At 67.8% G+C, this 17,179-nt stretch carries 12 protein-coding genes and 1 pseudogene; 5 read left to right on the top strand and 8 right to left on the bottom strand.

The annotated features are described in order from the left end of the window. Positions 1-24: 24 nt before the first annotated feature. On the bottom strand, positions 25-1,020 hold the full coding sequence (locus O7546_RS18150; RefSeq protein WP_281599633.1) for a LacI family DNA-binding transcriptional regulator: 996 nt from the start codon (positions 1,018-1,020) through the stop codon (positions 25-27). A gap of 285 nt (positions 1,021-1,305) precedes the next feature. Here O7546_RS18150 and O7546_RS18155 point away from each other — a divergent pair, with 285 nt between their 5' ends. The 4 genes from O7546_RS18155 (at position 1,306) to O7546_RS18170 (ending at position 5,923) form a co-directional block, all read left to right on the top strand. Then, positions 1,306-2,577 (top strand): ABC transporter substrate-binding protein, encoded by a 1,272-nt coding sequence (locus O7546_RS18155; RefSeq protein WP_281599635.1) that lies wholly within the window; start codon positions 1,306-1,308, stop codon positions 2,575-2,577. 64 nt (positions 2,578-2,641) lie between these two features. Then, on the top strand, positions 2,642-3,574 hold the full coding sequence (locus tag O7546_RS18160) for a sugar ABC transporter permease (RefSeq protein WP_281599637.1): 933 nt from the start codon (positions 2,642-2,644) through the stop codon (positions 3,572-3,574). Between the two features lie 130 nt (positions 3,575-3,704). Next, a complete protein-coding gene (locus O7546_RS18165) occupies positions 3,705-4,484 on the top strand; it encodes a carbohydrate ABC transporter permease (RefSeq protein WP_197494872.1) in 780 nt (259 codons plus the stop codon). 44 nt (positions 4,485-4,528) lie between these two features. Next, positions 4,529-5,923 (top strand): GH1 family beta-glucosidase, encoded by a 1,395-nt coding sequence (locus O7546_RS18170; protein ID WP_281601164.1) that lies wholly within the window; start codon positions 4,529-4,531, stop codon positions 5,921-5,923. Between the two features lie 457 nt (positions 5,924-6,380). Here the strand turns inward: O7546_RS18170 and O7546_RS18175 are convergent, their stop codons facing one another. Next, positions 6,381-6,632: a discoidin domain-containing protein gene (locus O7546_RS18175; protein ID WP_348651256.1), complete on the bottom strand. Its 252-nt coding sequence runs from the start codon at positions 6,630-6,632 to the stop codon at positions 6,381-6,383. A 576-nt stretch (positions 6,633-7,208) separates the two neighbouring features. Between O7546_RS18175 and O7546_RS18180 the strand changes: the two genes are divergently transcribed. Continuing rightward, positions 7,209-7,751, top strand: a complete 543-nt coding sequence (locus O7546_RS18180; RefSeq protein WP_281599639.1) for a hypothetical protein — start codon at positions 7,209-7,211, stop codon at positions 7,749-7,751. Between the two features lie 421 nt (positions 7,752-8,172). On the opposite strand, the pseudogene O7546_RS18185 reads toward O7546_RS18180, so the two are convergent. From O7546_RS18185 to O7546_RS18210, 6 genes and pseudogenes are all read right to left on the bottom strand, one after another. Next, positions 8,173-8,962 (bottom strand): annotated as a pseudogene (locus tag O7546_RS18185) (DDE-type integrase/transposase/recombinase); the annotation flags it as partial. Positions 8,963-9,007: 45 nt separating this feature from the next. Beyond that, the gene (locus O7546_RS18190; protein ID WP_281599641.1) at positions 9,008-9,712 is read right to left on the bottom strand and encodes a hypothetical protein; all 705 of its coding nucleotides are present in this window, start codon (positions 9,710-9,712) and stop codon (positions 9,008-9,010) included. A 960-nt stretch (positions 9,713-10,672) separates the two neighbouring features. Continuing rightward, positions 10,673-12,040, bottom strand: a complete 1,368-nt coding sequence (locus tag O7546_RS18195) for an LLM class flavin-dependent oxidoreductase (protein ID WP_281599644.1) — start codon at positions 12,038-12,040, stop codon at positions 10,673-10,675. Beyond that, complete coding sequence (locus O7546_RS18200; protein ID WP_281599646.1) at positions 12,033-12,998, bottom strand: TauD/TfdA family dioxygenase; 966 nt, start codon at positions 12,996-12,998, stop codon at positions 12,033-12,035. The genes O7546_RS18195 and O7546_RS18200 overlap by 8 nt, the downstream gene beginning before the upstream one ends. Before the next feature lie 205 nt (positions 12,999-13,203). Continuing rightward, positions 13,204-14,205, bottom strand: coding sequence for a TauD/TfdA family dioxygenase (locus O7546_RS18205; protein ID WP_281599648.1), 1,002 nt, complete (start codon positions 14,203-14,205; stop codon positions 13,204-13,206). After that, a complete protein-coding gene (locus tag O7546_RS18210) occupies positions 14,202-17,159 on the bottom strand; it encodes an AMP-binding protein (protein ID WP_281599651.1) in 2,958 nt (985 codons plus the stop codon). The genes O7546_RS18205 and O7546_RS18210 overlap by 4 nt, the downstream gene beginning before the upstream one ends. Positions 17,160-17,179: the final 20 nt, after the last annotated feature.

Genomic DNA, 17,179 nt, shown 5'->3' on the forward strand with positions numbered 1-17,179 from the left:
GGCGCCGACGTCGCGCGGTTCGGGTCAGGTGGTGCCGCGGACGACGAGCGTCGTCGGCAACACGGTCGGCTTGGGCGGGTCGTCACCGCCGTGCAGCATGGCGACCAGCGCCTCGGCGGCGGCCGTGCCGAAGCCGGGCTTGTTCTGGGCGACGGTGCTGAGCCCGGGCGGGATCAGCGCGGCCACCTCGATGTCGTCGAAGCCGACAATCGCAATGTCGTCGGGGATCCGTAGGCCGGCCGCCTGGGCCGCCCGCATCGCGCCGACAGCCATCTCGTCACCGGCGACGAACACTGCGGTAGGGCGGTCGTCGAGCGCGAGCAGCCGGTCCATCGCGGCGTGACCGCCGTCGAGATAGAAGTCTGCCTCGACGACGTGGCCGTCGGCGAGCGGCAGGCCGGCCCCGGCGAGCGCGGCCCGGAAGCCGACGAGCCGTTCGGCTCCCGGCCAGGTTCGCAGCGGGCCGGTGATGGTGGCGATGCGCCGGTGGCCGCGTTCGACGAGGTGGCGCACGGCGAGCGCCGCGCCGCCGGCATTGTCCGAGGTGATGTAGGTCGACGTCGGGCCGTCGACCCGCAGGTCGAGAGCGACGCACGGCACCTGGGCTTCGACGAGGGCGAGCACGGCCGGGTCCCGGGTGCCGTTGTCGATGATGACCGCGCCGTCGAGGTTGTGCTGGCGGACGGCGCGCACGTATCGCTGCCCGTCGTCGGGCCCCGCCGCGTCGTGGCCGGCGAGCATGAGCAGGTTCAGCCCGTGCGCGCTGAGCGCCGTCTTGAGCGCGACGAGGATCTCCTGCAGGAATGGGTGGCGCCAGCCAGGGCGGCGATGGTCGGTGTCCCACACCAGGCCCACCATGTTGGATTTCTTCGTGGCGAGCGTCCGGGCCGAGCCGTTCGGCAGGTAGCCGATCTCGGCGGCCAGGTCGAGGATGCGCTGGCGGGTGTGCTGGCTGACGACCTCGGGGGTGTTGAAGACGCGGGACACGGTGGCGACGGACACGCCGGAGCGGCGCGCCAACTCCCTGATAGTGGTCAATGTGGTGCCTTCTCTGTAACCGGTTTCACGACCGTAGCGCCAGCGATGTCCGCCGGTCAAGCCGCATCGACCGTTACCGTTTCGTAGCTTGACACCCCCTAGCCGAACCCGTTCACACTTCTCAGGAAAGGCGCTCGTCGGCGGCCGCCCGCAACTCGGCCGGCATCCGATCTTCATCTAACTCCACCCACCCCCACCACCATCGCTACGCCGACAATGTAACCGGTTTCAGGTAACCGGTTACATCGCACGAAAGGGTTCCCTGGCATGCACCCAAACCGACTTTTGCGACTGGCGGCGGCCACCCTGGCCGCCGGAGTACTGCTGACCGCGTGTGCCACCGACACTGAGGGAGGCTCCGGCGGCGGCGGCGAAAAGGTCACCCTGAACGTCAACCTGTTCGGCAACTTCGGGTACCAGGACCTGTACGCCGAGTACCAGAAGTCGCACCCGAACATCACGATCCAGGAGCGCACGTCCGCCTACAACGACCATCATCGCGACCTGATCACCCACCTGGCCACCGGCTCCGGCGCGGGCGACATCGAGGGCGTCGACACGGGCTTCATCGCGCAGATGCGCGAGCGGGGCAACCTCTTCGTCGACCTGGGCAAGGACCGCCAGTCCGAGTACCTCGACTGGAAGTGGGCGGCGTCGCTGGCCAAGGACGGCAAGCAGGTCGGCTACGGCACCGACGTCGGCGGCCTGGCCATCTGCTACCGGCGTGACCTGTTCGAGAAGGCCGGCATGCCGTTCGACCGCGACCAGGTGTCGGCCGCCTGGGGCAGCGGCTGGGACCAGTACATCGAGTTCGGCAAGCGGTACGCGGCGAAGGCCCCGGCCGGCAGCGCCTTCTTCGATGGCGGAGGCCAACTGTTCAACGCCATCATCGGCCAGGCCCCGGTCGGGTACTACAACGAGGACAACGCCATCGTCGTGAGCACCAACCCCGATGTCCGAAAGGCCTGGGACCTGACGGTGAAGGCGATCCAGAGCAACCTGTCGGCCAAGCTGATCGGCAGCTCGCAGGAGTGGAACAACGGCTTCGCGAAGGACCAGTTCGCCACCATCGCGTGTCCGGCCTGGATGATGACCAAGATCAAGGACCAGGCGAAGCACGCCGCCGGCAAGTGGGACGTGGCGAGCGTCCCGGGCGGCGGCGGCAACTGGGGCGGCTCGTACCTCACCGTTCCCAAGCAGGGCAAGCACATCGAGGAGGCCAAGAAGCTCGCGGCGTGGCTGACCGCCCCGGAACAGCAGGCCAAGGTGTTCACCGCGCGGGGCAACCTGCCGTCCATCCCGGCTCTGTACGACAAGCCCGACATTGCCCAGTACAAGGACGCCTTCTTCAACAACGCCCCGGTGGGCCAGCTCTTCACCACCGCGGCGAAGCAACTCAAGCCCCAGTACCAGGGCCCGCGAGCCGGAGACGTGCAGACCACCATCCGCGACGCCCTCGTCCGCATCGAACAGGGCAAGCAAAGGTCCGACGAGTCCTGGACCCAGATGGTCAGCGACGTCGAGCGCCTCGCCAAGTAACTCGACCCGCGCCGCCGGCGGTCACCCCTGACCGCCGGCGGCGCCCGGCGACGAAGGATCGACGATGGCCACCTACCTCCACCAGGCCCGGCGGGCGGGCCTGAGCCGGCTCGACACCAAGGGCTCGCCCTACCTCTACATCCTGCCGTTCTTCCTGCTGTTCGGCGCGTTCGGGCTGTTCCCGCTGCTGTACACGGCGTACGTCTCGTTCAACGACTGGGACCTGCTCGACTCCGGGTCGCACCGCTGGGTCGGCCTCGCGAACTACCGCGAGATGCTGCAGGACGCGTACTTCTGGAACGCCCTGGGCAACACACTCAGCATCTGGGTGCTGTCCACCGTGCCGCAACTGCTCGCCGCGCTCTGGATCGCCCACCTGCTCAACCACCGGCTGCGGGCCCGCACCGCGCTACGGATGGGCGTGCTGCTGCCCAACGTCACCTCGATCGTGGCGGTGACGATCGTCTTCACCCAGCTCTTCGGCCGCGACTTCGGCATGGTCAACTGGGCGCTCGGCCTCGTCGGCATCGGCCCGATCGACTGGCAGGCCAACACCTGGAGCTCCCACCTGGCCATCTCGTTCATCGTCGCCTGGCGGTGGACCGGCTACAACGCCCTCATCTACCTCGCCTCGATGCAGGCGATCCCGCACCACCTGTACGAGGCCGCCGACCTCGACGGCGCGTCGCAGGCTCAGCAGTTCAGGCGGATCACCGTCCCGATGCTGCGGCCGACGATCATCTTCACCACGGTGATCTCGACGATCGGCGGCCTGCAGATCATGGCCGAACCCATGCTGTTCGCCAGCTCCCAGACGCCCACCGGCGGCTCCGACCGGCAGTTCCAGACCGTCGCCCTGTTCATGTACGAGCAGGGGTTCCGGGAGTTCCGCTTCGGCTACGCCTCGGCGGTCGCCTGGACGCTCTGTCTGGTCATCGCCATCTTCGCGATCATCAACTTCCTGCTCACCCGGCGCATCGCCAAGGACGAGGACTGAGGAGAACGCCGTGACCACCCTCGCGGACCCCGTACAGACCGGCACCACACCCTCGCCGCCGCAACGCCGGTCCCACCGGCGCCGGAGCTTCGGGTACCCACGCAAGGCCTCGGTCTGGAGCTACGGCGCCCTGCTGGCGGTCGTGGCCGGGTCGGTCTTCCCGCTCTACTGGTCCATCGTCGTGTCCTCGCAGACCAGCGACGCCGTCACGAAGGTGCCGCCGGCCCTGGTGCCCGGCGGGCACCTCTTCGACAACATCGCGCGCGTGTTCGACACGACCGACTTCGGCCGAGCCCTGGTGAACTCCTTCATCGTCAGCGGCTCGATCACCGTCTCCGTGGTGTTCTTCTCGACCCTGGCCGGGTTCGCCTTCGCCAAACTGCGGTTCCGAGGCCGAAAGGCGCTTCTCGTCGTGGCCATCGCGACCTCGATGGTGCCGCACCAGCTCGGCATCATCCCGCTGTACATCCTGATGGCCGACCTCGGCTGGACCGGGCGCCTCACCGCCGTGATCGTGCCCGGGCTGGTAACCGCGTTCGGCGTCTTCTTCATGACCCAGTACCTCGGCCGCGCCGTACCCGACGAACTGCTGGAGGCCGGCCGCGTCGACGGGTCCAGCACATTCGGCCTGTACTGGCACATCGTCCTGCCGGCGGCCCGCCCCGCCGCGGCGGTGCTCGGGCTGTTCACCTTCATGCAGGCGTGGAACGACTTCTTCTGGCCGCTGGTCGTGCTGCAGGACAACGCGACCGTGCAGGTGGCGCTCTCCGCACTGGCCAGCGGCTACACCACCGACTACACCCTGACGCTGACCGGCACGTTGCTCGCCACGCTGCCGATCCTCGTCGTCTTCATGCTCCTCGGCCGGCATCTCGTCGACGGCATCATGCAGGGGGCGGTGAAGGGGTGACCACCACATCCGAAGGTGCCGCCACGGCCGCAACCCGGCCGGACCTGCCCGAGCTGCCGGACCTGCCGGACCTGCCGGCCGGCTTCAGCTGGGGCGCGGCCACCGCGGCGTACCAGATCGAGGGGGCGGTCGACGAGGACGGCCGCGGGCCGTCGATCTGGGACACCTTCTGCCGCCGCCCCGGTGCCGTCGACGACGGCACCTCCGGCTCGGTGGCCTGTGACAGCTACCACCGCTGGCGGGAGGACGTGGACCTGCTGGCCGGTCTCGGCGTGGACGCCTACCGTTTCTCGGTCGCCTGGCCACGGGTCATGCCGACCGGGCGGGGCGCGGTGAACCGGCGGGGCCTCGACTACTACGACCGGCTCGTCGACGCCCTGTGCGGGCACGGCATCCGGCCGTTCGTCACGCTGTACCACTGGGATCTGCCCCAGGCGCTCGAGGACGAGGGTGGCTGGCGGGTGCGGGACACGGCCGAGTGGTTCGCCGAGTACGCCGCCGTGGTGGCGGGCGTCCTCGGTGACCGGGTCCAGGACTGGATCACGCTGAACGAGCCGTACTGCTCGTCGATGGTCGGCTACGCGGAGGGCCGGCACGCTCCCGGCACCACCGAAGGACATGGTGCCCTGGCCGCCGCCCACCACCTGCTGCTCGGGCACGGCAGGGCGGTCGCCGCAGTCCGGTCCGCCGCCGGCCCGCGGTCGCGCGTCGGCATCACGCTCAACCTCTCCCCCGCCGTGCCGGCCAGCGATACCGAGGCCGACCGGGCGGCGGCGGATCGGCAGGATCTCATGCTCAACCGGCAGTTCACGGATCCGGTGCTGGGCGGCGCGTACCCGCCCGGGTTCGAGCGGCTCTACGCCGGGGTGAGCGATCTGTCGTTCCGCCGGGACGGTGACCTGGCGGTGATCTCCACGCCGCTGGACTTCCTCGGTGTCAACTACTACTACCGGGTGCACGTCGCCGACGCCCCGTACGAGCAGCCCGACCCGGCGCTGCGCAGCGCGTTCGACATCGGGGTCCGGCAGCTACGGCCGGACGGGTTGCCCACCACCGACCTGGGATGGCCGGTGGAGCCGCAAGGGCTGTTCGACACCCTGACCGGGCTCGCGGACCGTTACCCGGGCCTGCCTGCCGTGTACGTGACGGAGAACGGCTGCGCCGACCTGCGGGACGGACCCGAGCCGGACCCGGAACGGATCTCGTTCGTGGCCGGGCACCTGGCGGCGGCGGCCCGTGCGGCCGCCGTCGACGACCGGCTCGATCTGCGGGGGTACTTCTACTGGTCGCTCATCGACAACTTCGAGTGGGCCCGCGGGTACGGGCCCCGCTTCGGTCTGGCCCACGTCGACTACGGCACCGGATCCCGTACGCCCAAGGCCAGCTACCACTGGCTGCGTGACCGCTTGCGGGCCTGGCGGGAACGCACCTCCACCTGAAGCGCCGCCCGCGGCTCGTGGCCGGGACAAGCTCTTCGATCATGAAGGCGGGGCGTGGGCGCCGGGCTCGCCCGGCAAGGCGTCGAGGGCCAGCCTCCTCGGACCCCGTGGCGGGCATCCGCTGCTCAACGAGCTCACGGGCGTCATCGACATCTTCCACAAATTTCAGCGTGGGAGCCGTCGGTCACCCGAGGCAGTCGTGAACCCGATCCCTGCCAGATCAAGGATCCGACCTGTGCCGCCGCTCGGTGAAGACTGACTCCGGAAGTCGTCGGCTCTTCGGGAGTGCACCGTGTCATCCCTGTTCAGCGGACCGATACCTGGTGTTCGTATGCGTCTTTCGTCTGGCACCGGAGCGCAGCCGGCTTGTAACGGCATGGGGTGCCCGCTCCGTGGCGGGCCACCCCATGCCTTACCGTCCCGTGCGGTCGCTCCCCCAGGAACGCACGGACGAGCCTCAGTTGAGGGCGTAGATCTCCGCGGCCGACGTCCACGGGTTGCCGGCGACCTCACTCACGGCACGCAGCCGCAAGTACTGCCCGGTCCTCGCGGTGAACCGGACGTCCTTCTGGCTCGCGTCGTTGGCGAACGTGCCGGTGGCCACGGCCGTTCCCCAGTTGGTGCCGTCGGTGCTGACGTACACCTCGTACCGGCCGATGCGCCCGTTGGCCGCGCCGGAGCCGCCATCCTGCCGGGGCAGGTAACGCAGGCCCGAAACGGAGTAGCTCGCGCCTCAACCATCCGCCCACAACGAGCACCACAGCCCAAGCAATCATCACCGAGTGCGACGCCAAACTGGAGCGCTACCGCGCCGCCCTCGACGCCGGCGCCGACCCGGCAGTGGTCACCGCCTGGATCGCGCAGACCCAAGCCGAACGCGCCCGCGCGGAAACCGATCTACGCACCATCGCGCGCACCACCCCGCGCCGGATGAGCCAAGGAAAGATCACAACCCTGGTGACCGCGCTCGGCGGCATCACCACCGTGCTCCGTAGCGCCGAGCCAGCCGACAAAGCCGAGGTCTACCGACGACTCGGACTCCGACTGAACTGCAGCCGGAAACGCAAACGGTGCGCGCTGAAGTCGATCTCAGCGCACACCGTGGGGTTATCGTTTGTGTCCGAGGGGCCACACGAACCATTGCCCCACCGCCGATGAGGATCGACAAGACCTTGAGGCTATCCCAAGCCTAGTTGGTCGGTGACCTCTTCGGGCACGCCGAAGAGGTCACCGCCCACGAAGCCCTGTCAGACCAGACAGTAGGCACGAGGGGGAGACTGCAACGGTGGCCAGCGGACGGATGCGAACCCAGATCGACGAGTTCTTGGCGTTGAAGGATCAGGTCATCCAGTCCTGGAGTGGCGTGGAGATGGCGGTGCGGGGCGGCGATGGGCCGACACCCGAGTTCGCCGATCAGGACGTACCCTGCCTACATCTGTGGGCTCTGTACGCACGGACCGACACCGGCGACACCGTCACCATCGCCACATACCAACACGATGACCTGTTCGGATTGAGGATCGAGCTGAGCGCCGGGTCTGACGGCGATCACGTCAGCCATGGTTATCGACGCCGCGCCCTGCCAGAGCTGCCCACGGGCCTGGTCCGAAGGATGTCTATCGACTTGGACGGCGACGTTCTCGCCGAAGTCCGGCTTCAAGTTGAACCCCGCGATCTGCTGCTGGTGGCCGGCGAAGCGGAGGAGAACTTCGACGGCCGGCTCGTATGGCGCCGCCTTGACGAGTCCGTCCTCGCGTTCACAGACCCGAACACGGTCGAACAGATGAAGTGGGTACCCGCTCGTAGGCAGCTACAACGAATCACCTAATGCCCTGCTGCGTCGCTCGAGCACGCCTATGCATCGGTGACGTTGGACGTCTACGCGGGCCCGTCCGGTGACGACCTCAACGCGACCGCCAACCGGCTCGACAAGGCGGTCACGGCGCGGGACGCGGACTACCGGCGGACTGACACCACGGACCGCGGCGCGACCGACCGCGGGAAACGGCGATCGATGACCTGCGCTCTGCACAGAGCCGCCTGACGGAATCGAACCCGCAACCATCCGCAGCTTCGCCCGTGGCCTACGCCAAGACCTCGCCGCCGTCACCGCCGGACACTCCAGATCCTGGAACTCCGGCCCCTTCGAAGGGCACCTCAACCGGATCCAGATGCTCAAACGACAGACGTACGGCCGCCGGTGGGGGTTCGAGTCGCCGGCCAGCGACTTGACGCCAATGTTGCCTGACCTGGGGCCGGTATGGGCAGGTCTTCTTCGGCGTGATCCCAAACTCCGTGCAGGCATCACGTCAGGCATACGACTTGTAGGCCGAGCCGTTGTCGGACAGGACGCGTTCGACCGTGACGCCGCCGGCGGCGAACCGGCCGCGGCGTTGCGTAACGGCTCGATAGCCGTGGCGGCACGGATCTCGGCGTACGCGACCCGGGAGTGGTCATCGACGACGGCGTGCGCGAACGCTGTGCCCATCTGAGGTTGACGCCGTCACGTGCCCCGGTCCGCCGTGCCGTGGCCTGGCGGCTGCGCCCGCCTTGCTGGCGGCCGACGAAACGCCACCCACCGCCGCCAGGGATGTTGCCGTACTTGGTGGCATCCACGTGCAGCATCGCGCCTGGATGCGGGTGTTCGTAGCGGCGGATCGGTTCCCCGGTTACCCGGTCGATGTGTGACAGCCGGTGGAGTCGGCAACGGGTCAGCGACGCGTGCACGGTCGAGGCCGGCATGTCCAGGCGCCCGCCGATCTGCACGGGTTCGAGGCGTTGTTTCCACCGCAGGTGCACGATCTTGCGTACCAGCGGACGCGGGTTCCCGGCCGGGCTGCAGTGCGGCTGCGACGAACGGTTCTGCATGCCCTCGGCACCCTGCTGCCGGTATCGCTGCGCTCGGCGGTTCGCGGTCGGCCAGGACACGTCATAGCGTTCGGTTGCTCGGGCGACCGACCAACTTTCATCCACGATCATACGCGCCAGCCGCAGGCGTGCGCGAGGATCAACGCAGCGTAGCGTGGGACACGAAGGCATCCTGTTGCCGGAGCGGTTCCTAGACAGCTCTACAACCGGAGGCCTTCACCTACCTATGACATCAGATCGTGTCGTCGGACAATCTCGATTAATCTCCCTGGACAGCACATCTCGTTCCTGCTCCGCGAGCTTCTCAAGGTCTTCCAACATACGAGAAACTAGATCGTTGTCGAACCGCTGCCCGCGGCCATACGTCCATGTATTGCTGTGCAGCTTGTCCGCGCTCCTAGCCAAGGCCTGTTTTGCAAACATTAGGCTCTCTACGTTAAGAGCAACCGCGTCGAGCTGTGACGGCAGCTGAGTCTTTTCGAGCGCCTCGCCGATTCGAATCAAGCCGTCGCTCGCCGCCGCGAGCACATCGATCGCTTCCCACTTTTCGCCGTCGTCGCCGGGAAGCACCTTGCTCTCGAGGCTAACGCAGCGGATGGTGACGCAGCGAATAGCCTGAGCGAGCGATGCCACGAGCCGTCCGATGTCTTCGAGCGCGAAAACGACGGGCAACGCAGCGCGAGCCTCTGGCTTTTGCAGCTCGCCGGCGTATTCTATCGCACGGACCAGCGCCGAAACATCGACCGCAGCTAAGTGCGAACGCAGGATAGCGTCCTCCCTAACTCCGAGGCTTCCGACTAATCCACTGACTAGGTCAGCCACAAGTTCCTCGACGGCTGACGGGGACAGATCGAGTTTCTCCCGTCGGCACTCGCTTTGAACTCGCTTCACCATCCGTCGGAACTCAGCATGTTCGCGCATGTGATCCTCGCTTCACCTTCTGTGATGACGCAGCTTGCACCAGCTACGAGAAGGCAGCGTATCGGCCGCCGCAGACCGATATCAATGGGGAGGGTTGCTCGAGGTCGATCGCGAGTGCGGCATGTGCGAACCTGTTGATGCCGTAAGCGTTCCAGCCGGAGATGTTCATCTGAGTTGTGGACGATGATATTCCCGACCTCGGATCGGAAGCAGCCGCATCGAGCGAGGACGGTTGGCTGACCATGATGCGGCGATGGCTGCCTACAGGGTAGACGCCCAACGATGGCGTTGCTTTGCTCGACGGGCTGGTGTTGACCCTTGCGTCGCGTCGGCACGCCAGAGCCGCATCGGCGGGTGCGACCTTTTGTGCGGGTTCTCTTGCCGCCGCTGTGTACGTCGCAGCTCAACCTGCCGCCGCGACATTACCGGTCCATGCTGCCGCTCAAATGACACGACGTTGGCGCCAGCGAGGGCAGACACGAGTCCCGGCGAGCTGAAAGTTTGAACTGTACCAACATGAAGACTTGGCGAGAGCGCTTGGCTGGACCGCCGTCAGGCCCCTGCTGCGAGTGGCAATGGAACCGGATTGTTGCCGCTATACAGCGCGGCCTGGAGCGGCGCAGGAAGGGAAAGACGGCGAGCCCCAGAAACCCGGCCATCGCCAAGCAAGACGTAAACTTGATTTCTCCGGTGGGCGCCACGGAGCTTGTGGCCGGCGCCTGTTCGGCTAATTCAACGACGGGCACTCGCCTCACAACCTCCCCGACGTATACGACTGGGCGTGGTGAGCATTCCCTGACGCAGCATTGATGCCTGTCGGTATACTTCTGCCGGGCAGGGCGGCGCCAGGGGGCCAGTCCCCCCTCCCGTGCGAGGCGAGACTTTCGAAAAGTCCACCTCACCGGAAGGGGGCCCACCAATCTTCAAGATCATGAAATGTCGCCAACGCGAATGGGGAGCCTATCCCGCCCTGCCGCTGGGGCGCGGCAGCCCGTAGTGGTCGCGCATAGTGTGACCCTCGTAACCCTCACGCATTAGGCCGCGCCGGCGCAGTTCGGGCACGACGTGACCGGCGAACAGTTCGAGCCCCTCCGGAAGCAACGGCGGCAGGACGGTGAAGCCGTCGGCAGCCTCTGAGAGGAACCACTGCTCCATCTGATCGGCGATCTGCTCGGGAGATCCGATAACGGTGTGGTGTCCCCGGCCGCCGCCGAGCCTGCCGATGATCTTCCGTATGCTGAGCTTCTCTCGCTCCGCCAGTTCCTTGATGACCCGGTATCTCCCCCGCTGGCCGGGGAACTCGTCGACCGGCGGCAGCGGAGGTAGCGGCTCGTCGAGGGAATAGCCGGCAAGGCTGAAACCGATCCGCTCCTCGAGCGCGGCGATGGCTCGCGCCGTCACGATGAGGTCGTTGAGTTCGTCGGCGCGCTTCTTGGCCGACGCCTCGGTGTCTCCGATGATCGGCACGATTCCCGGCAACACCTTCACCAGGCTGGGATCGCGCCCGGCAGCGGCTACCTTGCCTTTAAACGACCGGTAGAACTCCTGCGCCTCCGCCAACGTGTAGGTCACCGAGAAGACCACCTCGGCGTGGGCCGCAGCGAACGCCTGACCGATCTCTGAGGTGCCGGCCTGCACGATCACCGGATAACCCTGCGGACTACGAGCGATGTTCAGCGGCCCGGCGACCCGAAAACGCTCCCCCTGGAACTTGACCGGTCGGATCAGTTCACTGTCGGCATACCGGCCAGCCGGCACGTCGTTGAGGACGGCGCGGTCGTCCCAGCTGTCCCACAACTCCTTCGCGACCTCCAGGAACTCGGCGGCTCGCCCGTACCTCTCCTCATGGGAGGGCATGCGCGGAAGTCCGAAGTTCCGAGCCGCCCGGTGCTCGGCGGTGGTCACGATGTTCCACCCGGCGCGACCGTTGCTGAGATGGTCGAGAGAGGAGAACTGCCGAGCAGCGTTGAACGGTTCGTTGAAGGTGGTCGACATGGTGCCGATCAGGCCGATGGTTCGGGTGTGCGTGGCGATGGCCCCGAGCAGACTGATCGGCTCGAAGTTGCGGGGCATGGAGTGCTCGACATCAATGGCGCAGCAGAGCCCGTCAGCGATGAAGATGGAGTCGAGGCATGCCTTCTCCGCAGCGACGGCCAAGGCAATGTAGTGATCGGCAGAGGCCGCGCCGACCGAGTCGGCCAACGGATGGCGCCAGGAACCCTCGTGGTGGCCGGTCCCGGCAAGAAAGAGATTGACGTGAAGGTTACGCCGCGGCGCCCGCGACCCTCCGCTGATGCCGGCGGAGCCGCCGTGAAGAGAGTCAGCCACGGGTGCGCGTCGTCTCGGCGAACAGGGGCTGACGGGCGGTTCCGCTCTCCGGCATCCCCATGGCGACATGGATGGTCCGTGCGCCGGAGTACGGCTCTCGACCGTGCATGTACCGGAGGTTGTCGATCAGCACAACGTCTCCCGGCTCCCACTCGATCAGCTGGGTGTGCCGGCGCAGGACGTCCTGCACGTGCTCAACCGTGCTCTGCGGAATGGGACCACCGTCGCCGAAGGTCATCTGCCGCGGCAACCCGTCGGCGCCGTAGATGTCGGTGAGCGCTTGCAGCGTCGTCGCCGGCAGCCGGGCAGGATGGTGGATGGAGAGCTGGTTGAACCACACCGGGTCGCCCGTGGCCTCGTCACGCAGGGCCCCTTGCGCTACATGCGAAAGGCGAGGCGGCCCCTCGGGCCCGACCTCGAGTTCCATGCCATGACCGGCCGCGATTACGGCGATCTCGTCGAGGTCTGCCGTGCCGAAAGCGATCTCGATGGGGATGTCGACCCCGGGCTGGAACACGCGCACATACCTGACCCCCCGCTCAAGGAACTCGGCGGTCACGTCACGCAGGTCCACGGAGATCGCATCCAGATCGCCGACCGTCGTCTGTCCGCCGATCGGTGGGCAGGTGCGCGCCTGGAAGCAGAGCAGCCGAGGGTACCGCGTGAGGTAGGACATTTCGCTGTGCAGCGGGATCCGTTGATCACTGGGGTATTCGGTGGCCGTGAAGGTCTTGCCGCCCACTGCGGAACGAGGCGTGGAGAAGAACACCTCGTCCATGAGTTCGGCACCGAGGACTGTCAGAAGTTTCTCGACCACACCTGTGTCGTCGTCCAGCGGGCTGCGCAGCCAGAGGACGCCGTCATCGCGCAGGTGCTGGCGAATGACATCGGTCTGCTTCGCCGCCCATTGCAGCAGCGGGCTGCGGCCTGAAGGGCTGATCGGTCCGAGCGGCGCCATGATGCACTTTCTCCTTGCGCTTGGATTTACCTGTGAGGCCTATGCGGTCGGCGTCGAGGGGGTTGCCGGTTGACGAGGGGCGCCGCCGGCCGTCCGGTCCCGGTCGGCAGACCGGACACATCGGAGACCGGGTTGTCGTGGGCCTTTCGGCGGGGAGGGGGCGTCGGAAGGACGACGAGCCGCCCCGTCCGGGAGGTGTACGCGGTCATCCCGGCTCGTGCCGCAGCAGCCCGGTGGGCTGACTACGGCGTCCGAGCATTCGCACGAAGTGCTCACGTGGCCCTCGGAAGGGCCGACGACCGTGGGCGAACACGGTGTTGTCGACCAGCAGAATGTCGCCGGCCTGCCAGTCCACCACGAACTCACGATCCCGGTACGCGTCCAGGAGCCGTCTGACGACCTCGTCGTCGATGTCGTCGCCATTGCCGTACTGGCAGTTCCGGAAGGTCGGCACGACTCCCGTGCGTACCAGCCGGCTCAGGTCTTCCGGGAGCGCGGCCGGGTGCCAGTGCAGCAACTGGTTGAACCAGACCAGCCCGTGTGCGGAGGGTAGGAACGCCGGCCGCTCCGCGACGATCGTCGCTCGATCTCCGTCGATACTGAGCGTTTCGTCGGCTTCTGCCGCCCTTGATCGAGCGACAGCTGGATCGTCCGTCCCGTAGAGCTGCTGCCAGGTTCGGCCGGCATGCGGGGCGCTGAGCCTGGTGTACCGCACGCCGTGTGCGGCCAGCGCAGCGGTGTCGGTGGCCGGCATGTCCTGGTACACGAGCCGGGAGTCGACGATGGTGGTGCCGCCTCCGCTGCTGGCCGGGATCTGGCACACGAACATCAGAACGTGGGGGAAGACCGCGTTGAAGCTGTTCTCGTGGTGCCACAGCAGGGTCTGCTCCGGGGCGAAGGGCACCGGCCGGTACAGCGCCTCCCTGTCCTCGACTTCGGGGTGCTCCCCGGTGTCCATGACCGTTTCGCCAGGGAAGAGCTGATCGGCGGTCGTGGCGGCTCCGGTCGGTCCAGCCGGCGGCCGGCCGCGCAGGAGAAGGGCCCCGCGGTCGGCGACGGCGTCGCGGATGGCCCGCGCTTGTTCCAACTGGATGGTGGGGTCGGCCTGCGGAGGGGCGGTCAGCAGCAACGGCGGCGCCGCGACGGTGGCCATGCCGAGTTCGTCAAGGCGATATTTTCGGGCTAGCACGTCGAGATACGCGGTCATGGCAGGGGAGTCTCCCACAACCCGAGGATGTCGACAGCGTCCGTCAGGACGTCGCGGGCTATCTGCTCGGGGACGATCCGCGAGTCCCAGGCGAGCTCCACGTTGGTGCCCAGCTCTGACTCCCGGACGTACAGGCTCGTGGTGTTCCCGGCGATGCCGGTGGGAAAACGGCGGTAGCGGGCAGGACCGTCGCCGAAGGAAAGGTCGGGATAAGGGCGGTTCTGGTAGACCAGGTTGTTCCGGAAGAACGGCTGCCTCGGATCGCCGGTGGGCCGCCGGGCGGGGGCCACGACCTCGTTGATGGGCACCATCCGGTGCGTCAGCAGCGCGGCGATGGCGGACATGGCCGCCCCCGGACCGTTCTCGGCATCCAGGGCACTTCCGTCCAGGACGGCCGGGAAAGTGTGCACGCACGGCCCCACCAGATCCTGACTGTCGTGAGTTCGCAGGTCGACATCGACGCCGATCAGATGCGGCTGAGGTATCTGGTGCGCTGCCAGCGCCCTCTGGTACGCCCACAGCCACATGGCGTGCGGCGTCGTCCCCGGGTGCGGGGCCGGTCGACGTGGCACCTGAACGGTGAGACGTTCGATGAGAGGCGTGCCGAGAGCGGTCCGCGCCGCACGCGGCGGCAGCGTCCGGTCCCAGTAGGCGGCGGCCGCCTCTTTGTCGGCCCGCACCACCGACGCGTGGTGTCGTACCCATGCCAGGAATGACGGCGCCGGGGGCCGGTCGGCGAAGCCACCGGGGTCCTGGTAGGCATCGGCAAGTGCGCCCAGCAGGATCTGGGTCGCGGTGCGGTCGACGACTGCGTGGTGGATCCGCAGCCCGATGGTCGTGCCGTTCGCGCCCGCGACGGCGCCCACCTGCAACAGCGGCCCACCCGCGGTCATCCCGGTCAGGTGGCCGGCGGCGAGGGGCTCGTCTGCGCTGCCGTCTCGGTGGACCGTGAACCGGTCGGCCGGGACCAACTCAGGGACAATGACAAGGCTGTCGCCACGACGGTGAAAGCCGGCTCGCAGAACATCGAAGCGGGCGGCGACGAGTTGCACGGCGCGGTTGAGCCGTTGCAGGTCCAGGTCACCGGGAACGTCGAGATCGAAGGCGATCCAGAACGGTGACGGTGTCTGACTGGTCAGTTGCTCCGCCAACCACACCTGACGCTGCAGGGCGCTGGCATCCACGTCACCGGCCGGCTCCTGCGTGCCGGCGGATGCTGCCCCGCTCGGCGTAGTGGGCGGCATCGTCGAGGTCCCGGTCTGTCGCTTGACCCAGCCCCGTAGGGCGGACAGCGTCGGGTCCTTCTGGAACTGCTGCGGCAGGACCCGAACCCCGTGGTGACGCTTGAGTTCGGCCAACAACTCCAGCATCGACAGGCTGTGCCCACCGGCGGCGAAGAAGTCCTTGCCCTCGTCCAGTTCGCTGGAACCCGGGTGGGTGAACCGTCGCCACAGGGCCGCCGCCTCGTCGTCACCCGCCTCCTCGTCGGCCGTGTCTCGTTCGCCCAGCAGGTCGAGCAGAGCAGCGCGGTCGACCTTGCCGGAGGTCGTGAGCGGCAGCGTTGGCAGGCGGACGGGCGTGGGGATCGGCGCGGTCCGACCGAGCTGTTCGGCCAGGACGTCGCCGATCCGCTCGACCGGGTCGGCGTCGCCGGTTGTGGTGTAGGCGATTCGCAGCTGGTGGCCGGCAGGGTCGGGGGCCGCCAGGACTGCGGCCTGGGCCACGCCGGGCACGGCCGCCATGGCCTGTTCGAGGGTGATCATGTCGACGCGGTTGCCGAGGATCTTCACCTCATGGTCGGCACGACCCTGGTAGGCCATGGTGCCGTCCGCCGACTGCGAGAAAAGGTCCCCGGTGCGCATCGCGGTCCGATCGCCGGCCACGGCGAGGTACCGGGACCGGTCGAGCCCTTTTTCGGTGAGATAGCCATCCTGTTCGGCCAGGCCGCAGACCAGCAGTTCCCCAGGGCCCTCCGGGCGGTTGTCGAACAGGGCGGTGAACGGCGCGAATGGCGGCGCCAGGGGCAAGCGGCCCGTGCCATCGTCCGTCCACTGATCCGGGATCCTCAACGCGCTCACCGCGCCGCCGAGTTCGGTCTGGCCGTACAGGTGGAAGACGGTGTGGTCGGTGCCGACGGCCTGCCGCCATCGGCGGAGCGCCGCAGGGGTGAAGGGTTCACTGGCCACCAGCAACCGCCGGAGTTCGGTGGGCGCCGGAGCGCCGGTCGACTCCAACCACCGGGAAACGGCAGTGAGCTGGCTGGGTGTCAGGTCAAGCGAGGTGATCCTCTGCTCAGCGACCGTCTCCAGCAGCCGATGGGGATCGAACCGCCCGGAGGGCTCGAGGACCGTCACCGAGGCACCACTCAGCAGCGGCAGGAACAGTTGCCGGATGCTCGAGGAAAAGCTGAAGCTGGCGGTGTGCAGCGCCCGCTCCCCCTCGGCGACCGGGATCGCCCGACGCAACCCGGTCAGCACCGCTGCCATGGTCGAGTGGCTGACCAATGCGTACCGCGGCCGTCCGGTCGAACCGGAGGTGGGCATGGCGTAGGCGTGGGAGGGTGTCGCCGTCACCGCGGCGCCCGATCGTCGCAGCGGTTTCACATCGAACCCGCGGGGCCAGCCAGGCACAGCGGTAGCGCCGTCACCGAGGACCAGCGCCGCTGCCGTGCGGCCGGCCACGGACTCGACGGCGTCGGCCGTTTCGTCGCGCACCGGGACCGCCACCGCGCCGGCCCGCCAGACGGCGAGCAGCGCAGGCAGCCACAGCGGGCCGCGCCGAAGGTTCACGATCACCGAGTCACCGGGGCGGACGTTCGCCCCGCGAAGCTCATCATGCACCGCGGTCGCGGCATCGCTGACCTCAGCGTAGGTGGCCGACCAGGACCGCGCGAGAAGCGCGGGTCGGGTTGGATACAGCTCGGCTGCCTTCCGCCAGGACTCGATGATCGGCACGGCCCGAGTAGCGGACACGC

It is taken from the genome of Micromonospora sp. WMMA1976, assembly GCF_027497335.1.
In the GTDB taxonomy this organism is placed as follows: domain Bacteria; phylum Actinomycetota; class Actinomycetes; order Mycobacteriales; family Micromonosporaceae; genus Micromonospora; species Micromonospora aurantiaca.